12 protein-coding genes are annotated in these 17,405 nt (G+C 64.7%); 6 read left to right on the top strand and 6 right to left on the bottom strand.

Features of this window, described 5'->3' with window-relative positions; genetic code table 11:
• Positions 1-15 precede the first annotated feature (15 nt).
• Together AWB74_RS24440 and AWB74_RS24435 are read right to left on the bottom strand one after the other, a co-directional pair.
• Complete coding sequence (locus tag AWB74_RS24440; RefSeq protein WP_061149288.1) at positions 16-2,679, bottom strand: mechanosensitive ion channel family protein; 2,664 nt, start codon at positions 2,677-2,679, stop codon at positions 16-18.
• A 139-nt stretch (positions 2,680-2,818) separates the two neighbouring features.
• The gene (locus AWB74_RS24435) at positions 2,819-3,277 is read right to left on the bottom strand and encodes a hypothetical protein (RefSeq protein ID WP_087039180.1); all 459 of its coding nucleotides are present in this window, start codon (positions 3,275-3,277) and stop codon (positions 2,819-2,821) included.
• Positions 3,278-3,662: 385 nt separating this feature from the next.
• On the opposite strand from AWB74_RS24435, the gene AWB74_RS24430 reads away from it, so the two are divergent.
• The 6 genes from AWB74_RS24430 to AWB74_RS24405 all read left to right on the top strand — a co-directional run bounded on the left by AWB74_RS24430 (position 3,663) and on the right by AWB74_RS24405 (position 14,232).
• A complete protein-coding gene (locus tag AWB74_RS24430; RefSeq protein ID WP_061149287.1) occupies positions 3,663-3,971 on the top strand; it encodes a hypothetical protein in 309 nt (102 codons plus the stop codon).
• A 491-nt stretch (positions 3,972-4,462) separates the two neighbouring features.
• Positions 4,463-5,296, top strand: a complete 834-nt coding sequence (locus tag AWB74_RS24425) for an IclR family transcriptional regulator (protein WP_087039175.1) — start codon at positions 4,463-4,465, stop codon at positions 5,294-5,296.
• Between the two features lie 302 nt (positions 5,297-5,598).
• Entirely contained in the window at positions 5,599-6,969 is a 1,371-nt protein-coding gene (locus tag AWB74_RS24420; RefSeq protein WP_061149285.1) for an MdtA/MuxA family multidrug efflux RND transporter periplasmic adaptor subunit, read from the top strand.
• Positions 6,970-6,984: 15 nt separating this feature from the next.
• Positions 6,985-10,104 carry an MdtB/MuxB family multidrug efflux RND transporter permease subunit gene (locus AWB74_RS24415; protein WP_061149284.1) on the top strand — a complete coding sequence of 1,040 codons (3,120 nt, stop codon included), beginning with the start codon at positions 6,985-6,987 and terminating at the stop codon, positions 10,102-10,104.
• Between the two features lie 3 nt (positions 10,105-10,107).
• Positions 10,108-13,425: an efflux RND transporter permease subunit gene (locus AWB74_RS24410; RefSeq protein WP_061149283.1), complete on the top strand. Its 3,318-nt coding sequence runs from the start codon at positions 10,108-10,110 to the stop codon at positions 13,423-13,425.
• Between the two features lie 102 nt (positions 13,426-13,527).
• Positions 13,528-14,232, top strand: a complete 705-nt coding sequence (locus AWB74_RS24405; protein WP_061149282.1) for an SDR family oxidoreductase — start codon at positions 13,528-13,530, stop codon at positions 14,230-14,232.
• On the opposite strand, the gene kdpE is transcribed toward AWB74_RS24405, so the two are convergent.
• From kdpE to AWB74_RS24385, 4 genes are read right to left on the bottom strand one after another with little or no spacing between them, the layout of a single operon-like run.
• Positions 14,208-14,906 (bottom strand): two-component system response regulator KdpE, encoded by a 699-nt coding sequence (gene kdpE, locus AWB74_RS24400; RefSeq protein ID WP_061149281.1) that lies wholly within the window; start codon positions 14,904-14,906, stop codon positions 14,208-14,210. The two genes, AWB74_RS24405 and kdpE, sit on opposite strands and share 25 nt — an antisense overlap.
• Before the next feature lie 31 nt (positions 14,907-14,937).
• The gene (locus AWB74_RS24395) at positions 14,938-15,912 is read right to left on the bottom strand and encodes a quinone oxidoreductase family protein (RefSeq protein ID WP_061149280.1); all 975 of its coding nucleotides are present in this window, start codon (positions 15,910-15,912) and stop codon (positions 14,938-14,940) included.
• A 34-nt stretch (positions 15,913-15,946) separates the two neighbouring features.
• The gene (locus AWB74_RS24390; RefSeq protein WP_061149279.1) at positions 15,947-16,336 is read right to left on the bottom strand and encodes a methylglyoxal synthase; all 390 of its coding nucleotides are present in this window, start codon (positions 16,334-16,336) and stop codon (positions 15,947-15,949) included.
• 13 nt (positions 16,337-16,349) lie between these two features.
• A complete protein-coding gene (locus tag AWB74_RS24385) occupies positions 16,350-17,129 on the bottom strand; it encodes an SDR family oxidoreductase (protein ID WP_061149278.1) in 780 nt (259 codons plus the stop codon).
• Positions 17,130-17,405: the final 276 nt, after the last annotated feature.

The raw sequence follows: 17,405 nt of genomic DNA, 5'->3' as shown, positions 1-17,405 counted from the left end.
GAATCGAACCGCCGCTCAGCCCTTCCCCGGCTCTGAAGCCGTCGGAATCTGCGGCGGAATCTGCACCGATTGATCGGTCGGCGGCGGCGCCGGCTGCGGTTCGTGCGACACGTCGCGCGCCGCGGTTCGCGTGCGAGCAGACTCCGGACCGATCGCCAGCTCTTCTTCCTCTTCTACCGGCGCGGGTGTCTCGCCCGTCCAGATGCGTCGCGCGCGCGCTTCGGCGTTGTCGGCAAACGTGGCGTCGCGCGTCATCTGCACGTGCATTTGCGGCACCGGAATCTCCATGCCGGCCTCGTCCATCTTGCGCTTGATACGCAGGTTGAACGCCCGCGCGACGCTCCATTGCTGCAGCGGCCGAGTCTTGATCTGCCCTTTCACGACCATCCAGTTCGGATCGAAGCGGTCGAGGCCCCAAACTTCGACCGGCCCGAGCATTTCGAGCCTATAGCGGAAATCGGCCATCAGATCGGCGCCGACTTCGCGGATCATCTGCGTGACTTCATCGATGTCGGCAGAGAACGGCACGCGCACTTCGAACACGGCGTAGGCGAAATCGCGTGACAGATTCTTCACCGTCTTGATCTGCGAGAACGGGATCGCGTGGATCGCGCCCTGGCCGTCGCGCAGGCGCACCGTGCGGATCGTCAGGCTCTCGACGATGCCCGCGTGGCCGCCTTCGACCTCGATCGAATCGCCGACCGAAATCGTGTCCTCGATGATGATGAAAAGCCCCGTGATCAGATCCGCGACGAGCGACTGCGCGCCGAAGCCGACCGCGAGACCGATCACGCCCGCGCCCGCGAGCAGCGGCGTCACGTTGAGGCCGAGGTTCGCGGCCGTGACGATCGCCGCGACCGTCAGCAGGAACACGAACACGACGTTGCGCACGAGCGGCAGCATGGTTCGCGCGCGCATGCTCGGACCGCGCCCGCCGCGCCGCGCGGCGTCCGGGCGCAGTGCTTCCTGAATGCCCGTATCGATGAGTATCCAGATCAGCCACACGACGAAGAACGTCAGCACGATCATCGCGACCGCGTGCGTGATGCCGCGCGCGGCGACGCTCTCCTCCGCCATGTGGGCGAGCGAAAAGCCCCAGAAGCGTGACGACAGTTCGAGAAACACGAGCCATATGCCGACCACGATCATCGTGCCGACGAACTTGACGAGCCTGCGCACATAGGCCGACTGGCGGCGCGGTCTTCTCGACTTGGGCCGCGTGATGCGCACGACGATCGCCGACAGAAAGAACCCGACGACAAGCAGGCCCGCAGTCGCGATCGCCATCTGCAAGACGTTCTCCGACGTGCCGATGCCCATCAGCGTCGCGACCACCGATGCCGACGCGAGCAACAGGAGCGGCAACTGCCATAGCGACGCGACCACTTCGAAGGTCTCGGTCGCGGCCTTGCGAGTGTTGCGCTGCTCATAGGAGCGGCTTCTGATCAGATGCGCGACGGGCCGCTGGAACGCGAGCGCGAAATACGCGGTGAGGCCGGCCGCGCCCATGTTCGCGCAGGTCGAGATGAGCGCGGAGAGATTGGAGCCGAGCTGCTGCGCGACATCGTAATTGGCTGCGGCGTCGCCGAGCGCGCCGAGCGTGCCGATCAGAAACAGCAGGCGCCGCGCGCGAATGATCAGCACGTTCACCGCCACGCGCCGGTGCGCCGAGCCGAACAGCGAGAACATGATGAGACAGATCGCGGAGAACACCGCGCCTGCGACCATCGCGTAGGCGGCGACCATCGCCAATGTGCGGCCGAGCGACAGCGGCATGTAATGCGTGAAGGTCAGCGCCGCGAGAAACGCGAAGAGATACGGCGCCACGCGGCGCAGCGTGAAGAGCAGCAGTTCGCGTGTGGTCGGATTCGAATGCAGGCCGGTGTCGATGCCATAGCGCGCCTGCACGCGCCGCTGGATATAGACGAGCACGAACGCGCACGCGCCCCAGCCGAGAAGCATCGCGATGAAGTTGAAGAGCGTGCGGCCGAACGACTCGCGGCTCTGGCTGGTGACGATCGTGAAGAGCTCGTTGCCGGCCGCGTTGAAGCGTCCGCCCCAATACGCGATCGGCGTCTTGCCGCGCTTCACGTCGGCTTCGATGTTGGTGAGCGCCGACGCGATCGCGCCGAGCAGGCCCGCGTTCTGCGCCATCGTCGCCACCACCGACGATGTCGTCGAGGCCGGCGCGACGCCTGCCGCGGGCGTGCCGCTTGCCGTGCTGTCCGCGGCGGCGGTGGCGTTGGCGGCGCCGGACGCGGGTGCTGTGGCATCGGCGGCGCGCTTGGCATCGCGCAGATGCTTCAGTTGCGCGACGAGCGCAGCGCGCTGCTTGTCGCTGTCGAGCGTCGTGATGATGTTGTCAAGCGAGCGCACCATCTCGGCATCGGACATGGCGGGCGCATCTGCCCCCGACGCGGCGTCCGGCGCGGATGCGGGCGCAGCGGGCGTGATCAGTTCCTGGAATGTAGGCAGCGTAAGTGCGGAAGCCGCATGGGCGGCGGGCGCCGTGAGCGCGATCGACGCGGCCAGCACCGGCGCAAGACCAAGCGAAACCGCGTGCAAAGCGTGTCGCGCAAAGCGCCGCGCGCACGCGGCGCAGATCAGCACGAGCGCCGCAATCCAGGGCATCGCGACTGACGCCCACGCGCGCTGCTGCGCGAGGTTGCGTGACTTCATAACGGTCTCGATTTCTGAAAGACCGCCAGTTTAGCGGCTGTGGCGAGACGCCCGCCCAACGCGGACGTAACCGAATGTTAAGCGTCCGTTCGCCGGTCTTTCAGGCGAAACCGCGCTGGGATCCGCGTCGCACGGCTCGCTATTTGTCCATCTCCGTGCGCGTACCGCTGCTTTCGGTCGATGGGTTGGCCGCACCGGCTTGCGCGTTCGACGCGCCGCTTTGCGCAGACCACTCCTGCAGCTTTCGCCCCGCCGACTGCAAGCCAGCGCCGGTCGCGCTCGCGGCATTGTTGATCGCTGCATTCGTCGCGCTCGCCGCGTTGTCGAAATTCGACCGCGCCGTCGCGGCGACACCGCTCGCGGATATATCGGGCATCGAGCCAGCGCTGTCGACGCCCTGCTGCGCCGACTGCTTCGCTGCATCGACCTTCTGGCCGACGTAGCTCGCCGCCTGATCGAACTTCTGGCTGGTCTGGCTCGCGATGTTGTTGAGCGCGCTCGCGGCCTGTCCCGCGGTTGCGTCGTGTTTCTCGCACGCGGCGAGTAAGCCGAGCGCCGTGAACGCCACGGCGATGCGGGTCATGGGAGTCATCTGCATGGTGTTACCTTCTGCCTGGTACGTGCTGATATTTGCTGATACGTGCGCGTTCGAGCGCGCCTCTGCGAAATCGCCGCCCGCGCGAGATCGCGCGGTGCAATTCCAACTTGGTTTCGCGCACATCATACGCTGCCGTCGCGATGCCTCGATCGAAACTCCAGGTCGCTCGAAGCGCGCGCATCGAACTCACGAACCTTGCATCGCAGGGGAACCTTGACTGCCAAAAATCAGCTGCAATCAGCCGTTCGACGAAGGCATTCGGAAAGGCACACTCGCGCAGAAGCGAAATAGAATTTTCCCTCTACATTTAAGAGACTTCTGGTTTGGCGTGTTACAGGCTTGGCATATATTCGCCTCCGTTCCTGCCTTCACGATGTCCCGCACCATGCTTTTCATGAATGTCGCTGTCGCCCTCGTCGCGGGGTTCATATTGTTCGAGCCGTTTACCCGCGCCCCCGTCTCCCGCTTCACCACGCCCCGCATGCGCCGCAGTCTCGCTAACCGCTCTTTCTCCCAGGCGGGGGCGGCATTCTTCGCGGCATTGCTCGTCGCAACGAGCCCGCCGGCGCCGCAACAGATCTCCCCGCTGATCGTCTTCGCAGCGGCACTGCTGCTCGTGTTCGCAAGCATCTATTGGATCGTGCGCGGCAAGCGCCTGCTCAGGGCGCCGCGCGTGTTCAGCAACATGTATTGAGGTTTCGACGCGGCGCGCAACGCGCCGCATCTGTTCGCGGCCTTCTCTTTCCTTCCTTCCCCCGATCGTCCCGGCCCAATGCGGTTCGCCCGCATTGAAGGTATATTCGCGCCGATGCTTTTCGCGAACGCCTGGACGAAAAAAAAGGCGCTACGTTTCCGTAGCGCCTTAAAAGTTCTAGCCATTCCGAGGGCCGTGCTAGAACCTGAGAGCCGGTGAGTCGAGCCTCAGCGGAAAGCGCACACAGACGCACATCGCTTCGGGTTTCGAAATTCGGTTCCATTTTTTCCGGGATCACTGCTCAAGTCAAGCAAAATTTCGCGGTCCGGGCAAGTGCCCAAGTTTCGTTCAACTTGCGTCATTGCCAAAAGAACTTTCATCACTCATGCAGCTTATTGCGAAGTCTTGCATCGTTTGCAAGTTTCTCGATTCGAGCTTGTAGAATTGCGGCCAGCCACCAAACAAAACGACGTTTCACAAAACAAATGCCTATGCAAATCGAACGGTCATCGGCCCGGGAACGCGTCCGCGAGAAGGACGGCGAGGAAGTCACCGCGCTCGCGCGCGGGCTGGACGTGCTGCGCCGGATCGCCGCCGCCGATGCGCCCGTGAGCAATCGTGAGCTGACCGACTGGACCGGCATTCCCAAGCCGACGATCTCGCGCATCACCGCGACGCTCGTCGGTGCGGGACTGCTGCATCGTCTGCCGGACAGCGAGCGTTTCGTGCTCACCGCGTCCGTACTGGAACTGAGTAACGGATTCTTGCGCAATTTCGATATTCGCGCCCGGGCGCGCCCATTCCTCATCCGGCTCGCCGAGCGCACTGGATTATCCGTGCATCTCGCCGTGCGCGATCGTTTGGAGATGGTTGTAATCGATGCCATTCGGCCTCGATCGGCCGTGCTGGTCTCGCGGCTCGAAGTCGGCGGCCGCATGGACCTGAGCCGCACCGCGGTCGGGCGGGCGTATCTCGCGGTGCTCTCGGACGCGGATCGACGCGCGCTCATCGGCAGTCTTCAGACCGCATCGGGCGACGACTGGCCGGCCATCGCGGGCGGCTTGCAGCGCGGCATCGACGACGCCTTGCGTCTGGGTTTTGCGACTTCCCTCGGCGAATGGCATCACGGGCTCAATGCCGTGGCGGCCGGCTTCGTCGGCCCGTCGGGAGAACGTTACTCGGTCAACTGCGGCGGCGCCGCGCATCAATGCCCGCGCGAAAATCTGATCGACGACATCGCGCCCGTTCTGCTCGAATGCGTCGGGCACATTACGCGTGAGATCGGCGGCACGCATGCGCCGAACGCGACGCACGCCGAGAGTTAAATCGATCGGCGTCGGCTGACCAGCGCAAGCGCATCGAAAGCCTTTAACCGGCGCGCGTGTAACAGTCGTAATCAACAGAAAGAATGACCGGTGGACGGCCCCCGGTGCGGGACGTAGCATCATGCTTCGCGCGCACCGGAGCCGCGCGGCCGCCTTTCCGCCCGCTTTCGCGGCTCCGACTATCCAAGGCTTCCGCTCCGGTTGCGGTTCATGCGCGCGGCGCATGCCATGCGCGCCCGAATCGCGACCGCCGCCCGTCCGCGCTCCGTACATTAGTTTTGAAAGACCCAGCCACCGAATCGATGGACGACCAAAAGAATCCCTCCGGGCCGCGCCCGACACCTCCTACGCCCGCCTCGCCCGCGGCCGTCGAGCCTGCCAGACGGCGTCGCAAGATAGTGCCGCTCATCGTCGCAATCCTGATCGTCGCCGGCGCGATCGCGTGGTGGCATCCGTGGAATCGCGGCAGCGGCGGCGGCACGAGCGGCCAGCCCGAAGCGCGTCAGGGCGGCCGGCGCGGCGGTGCCAACGCGATGAACCAGCCGCAGCCGGTGCACGTGGCGGGCGTCACGCAGGGTGAAATGCCCGTCGTCATCAATTCTCTCGGCACGGTCACGCCGCTGGCCAACGTCACGGTCAAGACGCAACTGAACGGCACGCTCGTCGACGTCGCTTTCAAGGAAGGCCAGATGGTCAAAAAGGGCGACCTGCTCGCGCAGATCGATCCGCGTCCGTATGAAATCTCGCTGCGCAATGCAGAGGGCGCGCTCGCGAAAGATCAGGCGCTGCTGCAGACCGCGCGCCTCGACTTGCAGCGCTATCAGACGCTGCTGTCGCAGGATTCCATCGCGAAGCAGCAGGTCGACACACAAGCCTCGCTCGTGAAGCAGTACGAAGGAGCGGTCAAGTCCGACCAGGCGAACGTCGATACCTACAAGCTCGATCTGACCTACGCGCGCATCACGGCACCGGTGTCGGGGCGCGTCGGCCTGCGTCAGGTCGATCCCGGCAATTACGTGACCACGGGCGATACCAACGGCGTCGTCGTCATCACGCAGTTGCAGCCGATCAGCGTCATTTTCACGACGTCCGAAGACAACCTCGCCGCCATCCTCAAGCCGCTGCACGCGGGCACGAAGATGTCGGTGACCGCGTACGACCGCGCGAACACGACGCCGCTCGAAGGTGGCTTTCTCGAGACCGTCGACAACCAGATCGACACGGCCACCGGCACCGTGAAGCTGCGCGCCACGTTCGACAACAAGCAGAGCATGCTTTTTCCGAATCAGTTCGTGAACACGAAGCTGCTCGTCGATGTCATCAAAGACGCGACCATCGTGCCGACATCCGCGGTGCTGAACGGCTCGTCGGGCGCGTTCGTGTACGTCGTGAAGCCGGACAACACCGTGACGGTGCGCAACGTGAAGATCGGCCCGGTCGATGGTGAACGCACCAGCATCAAGTCCGGTCTTCAGGTGGGCGAGCGTGTGGTGATCGACGGTTCCGACCGCCTCAAGGAAGGCGCGAAGATCACGATTCCGGCCGAGAAGGCGAAGGCGGCTTCGGGTGCTTCAGGCGCTTCAGGTGCTTCGGGCGCATCCGCTGCGGCGCCGGCGTCCGCAGCGTCCGGTACGCGTCATGGCAAGCATCGGCAACAGCAATCGCAGCAGTAAGCGCCAGTCAAAAGCATGAATCCATCCCGCATTTTTATTCTGCGCCCGGTCGGCACGGCGCTCCTGATGGCGGCGATCATGCTGGTCGGCTTGGTCGCACTGCGCTTTCTGCCGCTCTCGGCGCTGCCGGCCGTCGACTATCCGACGATCCAGGTTCAGACGTTCTACCCGGGCGCATCGCCCGACGTGATGACATCGAGCGTCACCGCGCCGCTCGAAAAGCAGTTCGGCCAGATGGCGAGCCTGAATCAGATGTCGTCGCAGAGCTCGGCGGGCGCGTCGGTCATCACGCTGCAGTTCAGCCTCGACCTGCCGCTCGATATCGCCGAGCAGGAAGTGCAGGCGGCGATCAACGCGGCGGGCAATCTGCTGCCGTCCGACCTGCCCGCGCCGCCGATCTACGCGAAGGTGAACCCCGCCGACGCGCCGATCATGACGCTCGCGGTCAGCTCGAAAACCTTGCCGCTCACGCAGGTGCAGGATCTCGCGGACACGCGTCTCGCGCAGAAGATCTCGCAGGTGGCGGGCGTGGGCCTCGTATCGGTGAGCGGCGGCAACCGCCCTGCCGTGCGCATCCGCGCGAACACGCGCGCGCTCGCGTCGTATGGACTGAACATCGACGATCTGCGCACGACGATTTCGAACCTCAACGTCAATACGCCGAAGGGCAACTTCGACGGCCCGACGCGCGCCTACACGATCAACGCGAACGACCAGCTCACCGACGCCGACGCCTACAAGAGCGCGGTCGTCGCCTATCGCAGCGGCCGGCCGGTGATGCTGACCGACGTCGCGACCATCGTGCAGGGTCCGGAGAACACGAAGCTCGGCGCGTGGGTCGATTCGACACCCGCGATCATCCTGAATGTGCAGCGCCAGCCGGGCGCGAACGTGATCGCCGTCGTCGACGGCATCAAGAAAATTCTGCCGCAGCTGCAACAGGCGCTGCCCGCGGCGCTCGACGTGCGCGTCGTCACCGACCGCACCACGACCATCCGCGCGTCCGTGCGCGACGTGCAGTTCGAGCTCGCGCTGTCCGTCGTGCTCGTCGTGCTGGTCATTTACCTCTTTCTCGCGAACGTCTACGCAACGATCATCCCGAGCCTGTCCGTGCCGCTGTCACTGGTCGGCACGCTCGCGATCATGTATCTGTGCGGCTTCTCGCTCGACAACCTCTCGCTGATGGCGCTGACCATCGCGACCGGTTTCGTCGTGGACGATGCGATCGTGATGATCGAAAACATCGCGCGCTACGTCGAGGAAGGCGATCCGCCGCTCGAAGCGGCGCTCAAGGGCTCGAAGCAGATCGGTTTCACCATCATTTCGCTGACGGTGTCGCTGATCGCCGTGCTGATTCCGCTGCTCTTCATGGGCGATGTCGTCGGCCGCCTCTTCCATGAGTTCGCGATCACGCTCGCGGTGACCATCGTCATTTCGGCGATCGTTTCGTTGACGCTCGTGCCGATGATGTGCGCGAAGCTCTTGCGCCACACGCCGCCGAAGGAAAGCAAGCGGTTCGAAGCACGCGCGCACCAGTTCATCGATTACGTGATCGGGCGCTATGCGGTCGCGCTGAACTGGGTGCTGGCGCGTCAGCACGCGACGCTGTTCGTCTTCGTGCTCACGCTCGTTTTCACGGCCGTGCTGTACGTCTACATTCCGAAGGGATTCTTCCCGACGCAGGACACGGGCGTGATCCAGGCGATCACGCAGGCGCCGCAGGCCGCGTCGTATCAGGCGGTCGCCGAGCAGCAGCAGGCGCTGGCGAAGAAAATTCTGCAGAACCCGGATGTGGAAAGCCTGACCTCGTTCGTCGGCGTCGACGGCACGAACATCACGCTCAACAACGGGCGCATGCTCATCAACCTGAAGCCGCGCGACGACCGCGACAACACGTCGAGCGAAATCATCCGCACGATCCAGAGCGAAGTGGCGGACATTCCCGGCATCAAGCTCTACATGCAGCCGGTGCAGGATCTGACGATCGATTCGACCGTGAGCCCGACGCAGTATCAGTTCATGCTGACGGACCCGAATCCGTCCGAGTTCGCGGAATGGGTGCCGAAGCTCGTCGCGCGCCTGCAAAACACGTCGGTTCTGACGGACGTCGCGACGGATCTGCAGCAGAACGGCCAGTCGGTGTACATCGAGATCGATCGCGCGACGGCCGCGCGCTTCGGCATCACGCCGGCGACCGTCGACAACGCGCTCTACGACGCGTTCGGCCAGCGCATCATCTCGACGATCTTCACGCAGTCGAACCAGTACCGCGTGATTCTCGAAGCCGAACCATCGGATGCGCACTACAGCGAGACGCTCGACGGCATCTATCTGCCCTCTTCGACGGCTACGAACGGACAAGTGCCGCTCTCGTCGATCGCGAAATTTCACGAGCGCGCGGCGCCGCTGCTCGTCACGCATCTCGGCCAGTTCCCGGCGACGACCGTCTCCTTCAATCTCGCGAAGGGCGCATCGCTCGGCGAGGCGGTGAAGGCCATCGAGCAGGCGAAGCAGGACATCGGCTTGCCCGCGTCGTTCCAGATCCGCTTCCAGGGCGCGGCGCTCGCGTTCCAGGCGTCGCTCTCGAACGAACTGTTCCTGATTCTCGCGGCCATCGTCACGATGTATATCGTGCTCGGCGTGCTGTACGAGAGCTTCATCCATCCGATCACGATTCTCTCGACGCTGCCGTCCGCGGGCGTCGGCGCACTGCTCTCGCTGATGATCACCGGGCACGATCTCGACATCATCGGGATCATCGGCATCGTGCTCCTGATCGGCATCGTGAAGAAGAACGCGATCATGATGATCGACTTCGCGCTCGAAGCCGAACGCGACGAAGGCAAGCCGCCGCGCGAGGCGATCTTTCAGGCGTGCCTGCTGCGCTTTCGCCCGATTCTCATGACGACGATGGCGGCTCTCTTAGGCGCCTTGCCGCTGATGCTCGGCTGGGGCGCGGGCTCGGAGCTTCGGCATCCGCTCGGCATCGCGATCGTCGGCGGGCTGATCGTGTCGCAATTGCTCACGCTCTTCACCACGCCCGTGATCTATCTCGGCTTCGACTCGCTCGCCCGCAAGCTGCGCGCGCGTTTCGGCCGTTCGCCCGATGCGGCCGCCGCCGGTGAAGGACGGTAAGCGATGAACCTGTCGCGCACCTTCATCGACCGGCCCGTCGCGACGACCTTGCTCGCGATCGGCATCGCGCTCGCGGGCATGTTCGCGTTCGTGAAGCTGCCGGTCGCGCCGCTGCCGCAGGTCGATTTCCCGACCATTTCGGTGCAGGCGAGCCTCCCCGGCGCGAGCCCGGAAACCGTCGCGACGAGCGTCGCGAGTCCGCTGGAGCGGCATCTCGGCACCATCGCCGACGTAAGCGAAATGACATCGATGAGCTCCGTCGGCTCGACGCGCATCACGCTGCAGTTCGGCCTGAACCGCGACATCGACGGCGCCGCGCGCGACGTGCAGGCCGCGATCAACGCCGCGCGCGCCGACCTGCCCACTTCGCTGCGCCAGAATCCGACGTACCACAAGGTCAATCCGGCCGACGCACCGATTCTCGTGCTCGCGCTCTCCTCGCCCACGCGCACGGCCGGCTCGCTCTACGACTCCGCCGCGACGGTGCTGCAGCAGACGCTCTCGACAGTGCCGGGCGTCGGCGAAGTCGACGTGAGCGGTTCCGCGAATCCGGCGGTGCGCGTAGAACTCGAACCGGGCGCGCTGTTTCACTACGGCATCGGCCTGGAAGACGTGCGCGCCGCGCTCGCCTCGGCGAATGCGAACAGCCCGAAGGGCGCGATCGAGTTCAAGGGCACCCGCGTCCAGCTCTACACGAACGATCAGGCGAGCAAGGCCGCGCAATACAAGGATCTCGTGGTCGCGTACCGCAACGGCTCGGCGGTGAAACTGTCGGACGTCGGCGAAGTGGTCGATTCGGTCGAAGATCTGCGCAACCTCGGCCTCATCAACAACAAGCGCGCGGTGCTCGTGATTCTGTATCGTCAGCCGGGCGCGAACATCATCGAGACGATCGACCGCGTCAGATCCATGCTGCCGCAGTTGCAGGCCGCGCTGCCCGCCGATGTGCAGATCACGCCGACCGCCGACCGCTCCGTCACGATCCGCTCGTCGCTGCACGACACCGAGCTGACGCTTTTGATCGCGGTGGCGCTCGTCGTGATGGTCGTGTTCCTGTTCCTGCGCAACTGGCGCGCGACGTTGATACCGAGCGTCGCCGTGCCGATATCGATCATCGGCACGTTCGCGGCCATGTATCTGCTCGGCTTCTCGCTCGACAATCTCTCGCTGATGGCGCTCACCATCGCGACGGGCTTCGTCGTCGACGACGCGATCGTCGTGCTGGAGAACATCACGCGGCATGTCGAGAAAGGCGTGCCGCGCATGCAGGCGGCGATACTCGGCGCGCGTGAAGTCGGCTTCACGGTGCTGTCGATCAGCGTATCGCTCGTCGCCGTGTTCCTGCCTATTTTGCTGATGGGCGGCATCGTCGGGCGGCTGTTCCGCGAGTTCGCGCTGACGCTGTCGCTCGCGATCGGCGTGTCGCTCGTCGTCTCGCTGACCGTCACGCCGATGATGTGCTCGCGCCTCTTGCAGGAGCCGCGCGAGCGCAAGGAAGAAGGCCGCATCGCGCGCTGGCTCGAACGCCAGTTCACGCGCATGCAGAACGGCTATGAGCGCACGCTCGGCTGGGCGCTCGCGCATCCGCGCACCATCCTTTTGATTCTGCTCACGACCATCGGGCTGAATATTTTTCTGTACATCATCGTGCCGAAGGGGTTTTTCCCGCAGCAGGACACGGGGCGTATCGTCGGCGGCATTCAGGCGGACCAGAGCACGTCCTTTCAGGCGATGAAAATCAAGTTCGCCGAGATGATGAAAATCGTCGAAGCGGACCCGGCGGTCGACAGCGTCGCGGGCTTCACGGGCGGGCGCTCGACCAACTCGGGCTTCATGTTCATCTCGCTGAAGCCCAAGAGCGAGCGCAAGGTGTCCGCCGATCAGGTGATCAACCGCTTACGCAAGCCGCTCGCCGATGTCGCCGGCGCGCGCACGTTCCTGCAGGCGGTGCAGGATATCCGCGTGGGCGGCCGGCAATCGAACGCGCAGTATCAGTTCACGCTCCTGTCCGACACCACGTCCGATCTCTACAAGTGGGGGCCGCTTCTCACCGATGCGCTGCAAAAGCGCCCCGAGCTCACCGACGTCAACTCGGACCAGCAGCAAGGCGGACTGGAGGCGATGGTTACGTTCGACCGCGCGACCGCCGCGCGCCTGGGCATCAAGCCCGCGCAGATCGACAACACGCTGTACGACGCGTTCGGCCAGCGCCAGGTATCGACGATCTACAACCCGCTGTCGCAATATCACGTGGTGATGGAGCTTGCGCCGAAGTATTGGCAGGACCCGGAGATGCTCAAGCAGATCTGGATCAGCACGTCGGGCGGCACGGCGAGCGGCTCCGCGTCGACGCAATCGACGACGACATCGGCTTCGACGTCCGCAACGGGCTCGACGGGCGCAGGCGGCGCATCGACAAGCACGACCGACACGACCGCCGCCCTCGCGCTCGCCGCCGTGAAGAACTCGGCGACCAACGCGATCGCGGCCACGGGCAAGAACGGTTCGTCGTCGGGCGCGGCGGTATCGACTTCGAAGGAAACGATGGTCCCGCTCTCGGCCATCGCGAAGTTCGGCCCCGGCAACACGCCGTTGTCCGTCAACCACCAGAGCCAGTTCGTCGCGTCGACCATCTCGTTCAATCTGCCGCCGGGCAAATCGCTGTCGGACGCGACTGCCGCGATCTATGAAACGATGGCCGAGATCGGCGTGCCGCAGACCATCCACGGCAGTTTCCAGGGCACGGCGCAGGCGTTCCAGCAATCGCTCAACGACCAGCCGCTCCTGATTCTCGCGGCGCTCGCAGCCGTTTATATCGTGCTCGGCATCCTGTACGAGAGCTACATCCATCCGATCACGATTCTGTCGACGCTGCCGTCCGCGGGTATCGGCGCGCTGCTCGCTTTGCTTCTGTTCAGGACGGAGTTCAGCATCATCGCGCTGATCGCGGTGATTCTCCTCATCGGCATCGTGAAGAAGAACGCGATCATGATGGTCGATTTCGCGATCGAGGCGACGCGCCACGGTGCATCGACGCCGCAGGACGCGATTCGCGAGGCGTGTCTGTTGCGCTTCCGCCCGATCATGATGACGACCGCAGCCGCGTTGCTCGGCGCGCTGCCCCTCGCGTTCGGCACCGGCGAAGGCTCGGAGATGCGCGCGCCGCTCGGCATCGCGATCGTCGGCGGGCTGATCGTGAGCCAGATGCTGACGCTCTTCACGACGCCGGTCGTCTATCTCTACATGGACCGCTTCCGCATTCGCGCGGAAGCACGGCGCGCGCGTCGCCAGGGCGCGCGTCCGGCGAACGCGGCTGAATGAGCGAATGAGAGAAATGCTGCGGGCGCAAACGCGTCCCGCAGCGCGCCGCGCAAAAATGACCTACTTTGTCGATAGAAACCCACGGCGAAGGAGTGTCCGCGCATGAAAACGCTGAAGGTTCTGCTGATCGGCGCGCACGGCCGCACGGGCCGCCTCATCGCCGCACGCCTGCACGACGAAGCCATTCCCCTTCGCGCGATGCTGCGTAAATCCGCGCACAAGAGCGAATTTGCGGCGATGGGCGCTGAGATCGTGCTCGGCGATCTGACCAACGACTTCTCCCACGCCTTCGACGACATCACGCACGTGATCTACGCGGCCGGATCGGCGGACAACGAAGGCGTGCACGAGCAGCGCGCGATCGATCGCGACGCGGTCATGCGCACCGCCGATTACGCGAAGCGCCGGCGCGTGCAGCAGCTCGTCGTGGTGAGCGCGCTGTCGGCGTTCGATCCGGCGAAGAGCGGCTTCGCGTTTCGCCATTATTCGCGGATGAAGCGCGAAGCCGATGCCTACGTCACGCAACGCGGCGTGCCCTACGCTATTCTGCGGCCCGGCCCGCTGTCGGACGAGCCCGCGCATGGCGCCATCGCGCTCGCGAACGAACTCACGATGCACAAGCCGGATGTCGCGCGCGACGATGTCGCGTGTATCGCGGTGCGCTGCGTGACGCGCGGCATAAAGAACCGGCTGATCGCGTTCGTCGGCGGAGAAGCGCCCATCGATATCGTGCTGAGCGCGCTATCGCACCCACATGCGCACGAAGCGGCTCACGCCACACATCACGCTGCACCGACGAGCCTGTAGCCGACGCCCGTTTCCGTCACGATATGCTCGGGCTGCGCGGGATCGCGTTCGAGCTTCTGGCGCAGATGCGCCATGTAGATGCGCAGGTAATGCGGACTCTCGACATGCGACGGCCCCCACACTTCGACCAGCAATTGCCGATGCGTGAGCACGCGGCCCGCGTGACGCACGAGCGTCGACAGCAGCCGGTATTCGATCGGCGTCAGATGCACGTTCTCGCCGTTCTTCGTAACGAGGCGCAGCGCGAGATCGACGGTCACATCGCCGAACGTCACGACCGGCGTCTCGCTCCCCGACGCCTGATTGCGCCGCCGCAGATGTGCGCGAATTCGCGCCATCAGTTCGGAGACGCCGAAGGGTTTCGTGAGGTAATCGTCGGCGCCGGCATCGAGCGCGGCGACTTTCTCCTCTTCCTGGGTGCGCGCCGACAACACGATGATCGGCAACTCGGTCCACCCGCGCAACTCGCGAATCACGTCGATGCCGTCGGTGTCGGGCAGGCCGAGATCGACGATCACGAGATCGGGCTTGCGCGTCGCCGCCTCGACGAGACCCTTCTGCCCCGTTTCCGCCTCGTGGACGGTCATGCCCTGCCCTTCGAGCGACACGCGCACGAAGCGGCGTATCTGTTTCTCGTCTTCGATCAGAACGACGGTTGCGGACGGCTCGCTCATCGGATGACCGTCCGTGCGGCTCGGGTTCGCATCACGGCAGAAGAATCGTCGAACCGGTCGTCTTGCGCGCTTCGAGCTCTTCGTGCGCGCGCGCCGCATCCGCGAGTGCATAGCGCTGGCGCACGTTCGTCTTCACCTTGCCCGACGACACGACCTCGAAGAGTTCGGCCGCCATCAGATCGAGATCGCTGCGTTTGGCGATATAGCTAAAGAGCGTCGGCCGCGTGAAATACAGCGAGCCGCGTCCGGCAAGCTCCGACGAATCCAGCGGCGGCAGCGGTCCCGACGAATTGCCGAAGCTCACGAAAAGCCCGAGCGGCGCGAGGCAATCGAGTGACGCGATGTACGTGTCCTTGCCGATCGAGTCGTAGACCACCGGCACGCCCGCGCCGTTGGTGATCTCGCGCACGCGTTGGGTGAAATTCTCGCGCGTGTAGACGATCGGGTGATCGCAGCCGTGGGCCTTCGCGAGCTCGGCTTTCTCGTCCGAGCCGACGGTGCCGATGACCGTCGCGCCCAGCGCCTTCGCCCACTGGCACGCGATCATTCCGACGCCGCCCGCCGCCGCGTGGATCAGCACGGTGTCGCCCGCCTTCACGCGATACGTCCGCCGCAGCAAATACTGCGCGGTGAGGCCTTGCAGCATGATCGACGCGGCGTCCTCGAAGCCGATTGAATCCGGCAGCTCGACGACGTAATCCGCCGACATCACGCGTTCTTGCGCATAGGCGCCCGGCGGACGCGATGCATACGCAACGCGATCGCCCGGCTTGAACTGCGTGACGCCCTCGCCGACCGCCGTCACTTCGCCCGCGGCTTCCATGCCGAGACCGCCGGGCAGCGGCATCGGATAGAGGCCGGTGCGGAAATACACGTCGATGAAATTGAGCCCGACCGCGTGATGCTTCACGCGGATCTCGCCCTTGCCCGGCGTGCCCACGTCCACATCGACCCACTTCATGACTTCCGGGCCGCCTGCCTTGTCGAATCGGATTGCCTTGGTCATCGTCTCGTTCTCCTTGTTCGTGCTCGTTCTGTGCTCATGACGCCCGCGCGAAGCGCAGGCGCAAGTCGTCGAGGATCATGCGCGCCGTCGCGATGTTCGTCGCGCACGGCACGTTATGCACGTCGCAGGCGCGCACGAGCGCGTTGATGTCGGGCTCGTGCGGCTGCGGGGTCATCGGGTCGCGTAGGAAGATCACGATATGCACGCGGCCTTCCGCCAGTTCCGCGCCGATCTGCAGGTCGCCGCCGTACGGGCCGGACAGCTTGCGCTCGACGTCCAGACCGTGCGCCGCAGCGATGCGCCCGCCGGTCGTGCCCGTCGCGACGAGGTCGCATTGCGCGAGCGTATCGACGAACTCGCCCGCGAGCGTGACGATGTCGTCCTTCTTCATGTCGTGCGCGATCAGCGCGACGCGTGTGGTCATGTTTGCGCCTTTATCAGTAAGTGCCGGGATAAGCGCCGCCGTCGATCAGCAGGTTCTGTCCGGTGATATAGCCGGCATGCACGCTACAGAGGAACGCGCACGCCTTGCCGAATTCCTCCGATGTGCCGAAGCGTCCGGCAGGCAGACTCTCTGCGCGGCGCTTGCGCACTTCGTCGATCGGCAGGTTTTGCGCCTTCGCCTGCGCTTCGAGCGTCACGGCGATGCGGTCGGTGTCGAACGAGCCCGGCAGCAGATTGTTGATGGTGACGCCAGTCGCCGCGACCTTGCGCGCGACGCCCGCGACGAAGCCGGTCAGCCCCGAACGCGCGCCGTTGGACAGCCCGAGCACGTCGATCGGCGCCTTCACCGATGAGCTCGTGATGTTCACGATGCGTCCGTAGCCGCGCTCGATCATCCCGTCGATGGTCGCTTTCATGAGTTCGATCGGCGTGAGCATGTTGCCTTCGAGCGCCTTGATCCACATGTCGTGCGTGAAGGTGCGGAAGTCGCCCGGCGGCGGGCCGCCCGCGTTGTTGACGAGAATGTCAGGCGACGGGCACGCAGCGAGCGCGGCGGCGTGGCCTTCGGGCGTGGTGATGTCGCCGGCGACCGTTTTCACGTCCACGCCGTATTGCGCGCGAATGTGCGCTGCGGTCGCTTCGAGCGTTTCAGCGGTGCGCGCGGTGATCACCAGATTCACGCCTTCGGCGGCGAGCGCTTCCGCGCAGCCGCGTCCGAGCCCTTTGCTCGCCGCACATACCAGCGCCGTGCGCCCCGCGATTCCCATGTCCATTCTTCATCTCCCTGTCATTCGTCGTGGATCGGTGATTCTGGCCGGCACGCTCCGCTTCGAGCGCCTCGGGCTTGTTCGTGTCTGGCTCCCACGATTCTAGCCGCTCCACCCTGCTTCATGCTTCGGACCGCGCGGCGCGCCAGATGAGAGCCGATGTCCATTTTCCCGGCACTGCTCGATCTGCACAGCGGCATTACCGAAATCGGCTTGATAACGGTTGCCCCTTAACCTATTGATCGATTTACTTGCGTGCAATGTCCACGGGGTTGGGATGAC

The organism is Caballeronia arvi, from assembly GCF_001544695.2.
GTDB lineage: Bacteria > Pseudomonadota > Gammaproteobacteria > Burkholderiales > Burkholderiaceae > Caballeronia > Caballeronia arvi.
This window is presented reverse-complemented; position numbering and strand designations above follow the sequence as displayed.

Bases quoted from the DNA above. Each gene is read 5' to 3' on its own strand.
- AWB74_RS24440 (WP_061149288.1), bottom strand. From the start codon at position 2,679: ATGAAGTCACGCAACCTCGCGCAGCAGCGCGCGTGGGCGTCAGTCGCG.
- AWB74_RS24435 (WP_087039180.1), bottom strand. From the start codon at position 3,277: ATGCAGATGACTCCCATGACCCGCATCGCCGTGGCGTTCACGGCGCTC.
- AWB74_RS24430 (WP_061149287.1), top strand. From the start codon at position 3,663: ATGCTTTTCATGAATGTCGCTGTCGCCCTCGTCGCGGGGTTCATATTG.
- AWB74_RS24425 (WP_087039175.1), top strand. From the start codon at position 4,463: ATGCAAATCGAACGGTCATCGGCCCGGGAACGCGTCCGCGAGAAGGAC.
- AWB74_RS24420 (WP_061149285.1), top strand. From the start codon at position 5,599: ATGGACGACCAAAAGAATCCCTCCGGGCCGCGCCCGACACCTCCTACG.
- AWB74_RS24415 (WP_061149284.1), top strand. From the start codon at position 6,985: ATGAATCCATCCCGCATTTTTATTCTGCGCCCGGTCGGCACGGCGCTC.
- AWB74_RS24410 (WP_061149283.1), top strand. From the start codon at position 10,108: ATGAACCTGTCGCGCACCTTCATCGACCGGCCCGTCGCGACGACCTTG.
- AWB74_RS24405 (WP_061149282.1), top strand. From the start codon at position 13,528: ATGAAAACGCTGAAGGTTCTGCTGATCGGCGCGCACGGCCGCACGGGC.
- kdpE (WP_061149281.1), bottom strand. From the start codon at position 14,906: ATGAGCGAGCCGTCCGCAACCGTCGTTCTGATCGAAGACGAGAAACAG.
- AWB74_RS24395 (WP_061149280.1), bottom strand. From the start codon at position 15,912: ATGACCAAGGCAATCCGATTCGACAAGGCAGGCGGCCCGGAAGTCATG.
- AWB74_RS24390 (WP_061149279.1), bottom strand. From the start codon at position 16,336: ATGACCACACGCGTCGCGCTGATCGCGCACGACATGAAGAAGGACGAC.
- AWB74_RS24385 (WP_061149278.1), bottom strand. From the start codon at position 17,129: ATGGACATGGGAATCGCGGGGCGCACGGCGCTGGTATGTGCGGCGAGC.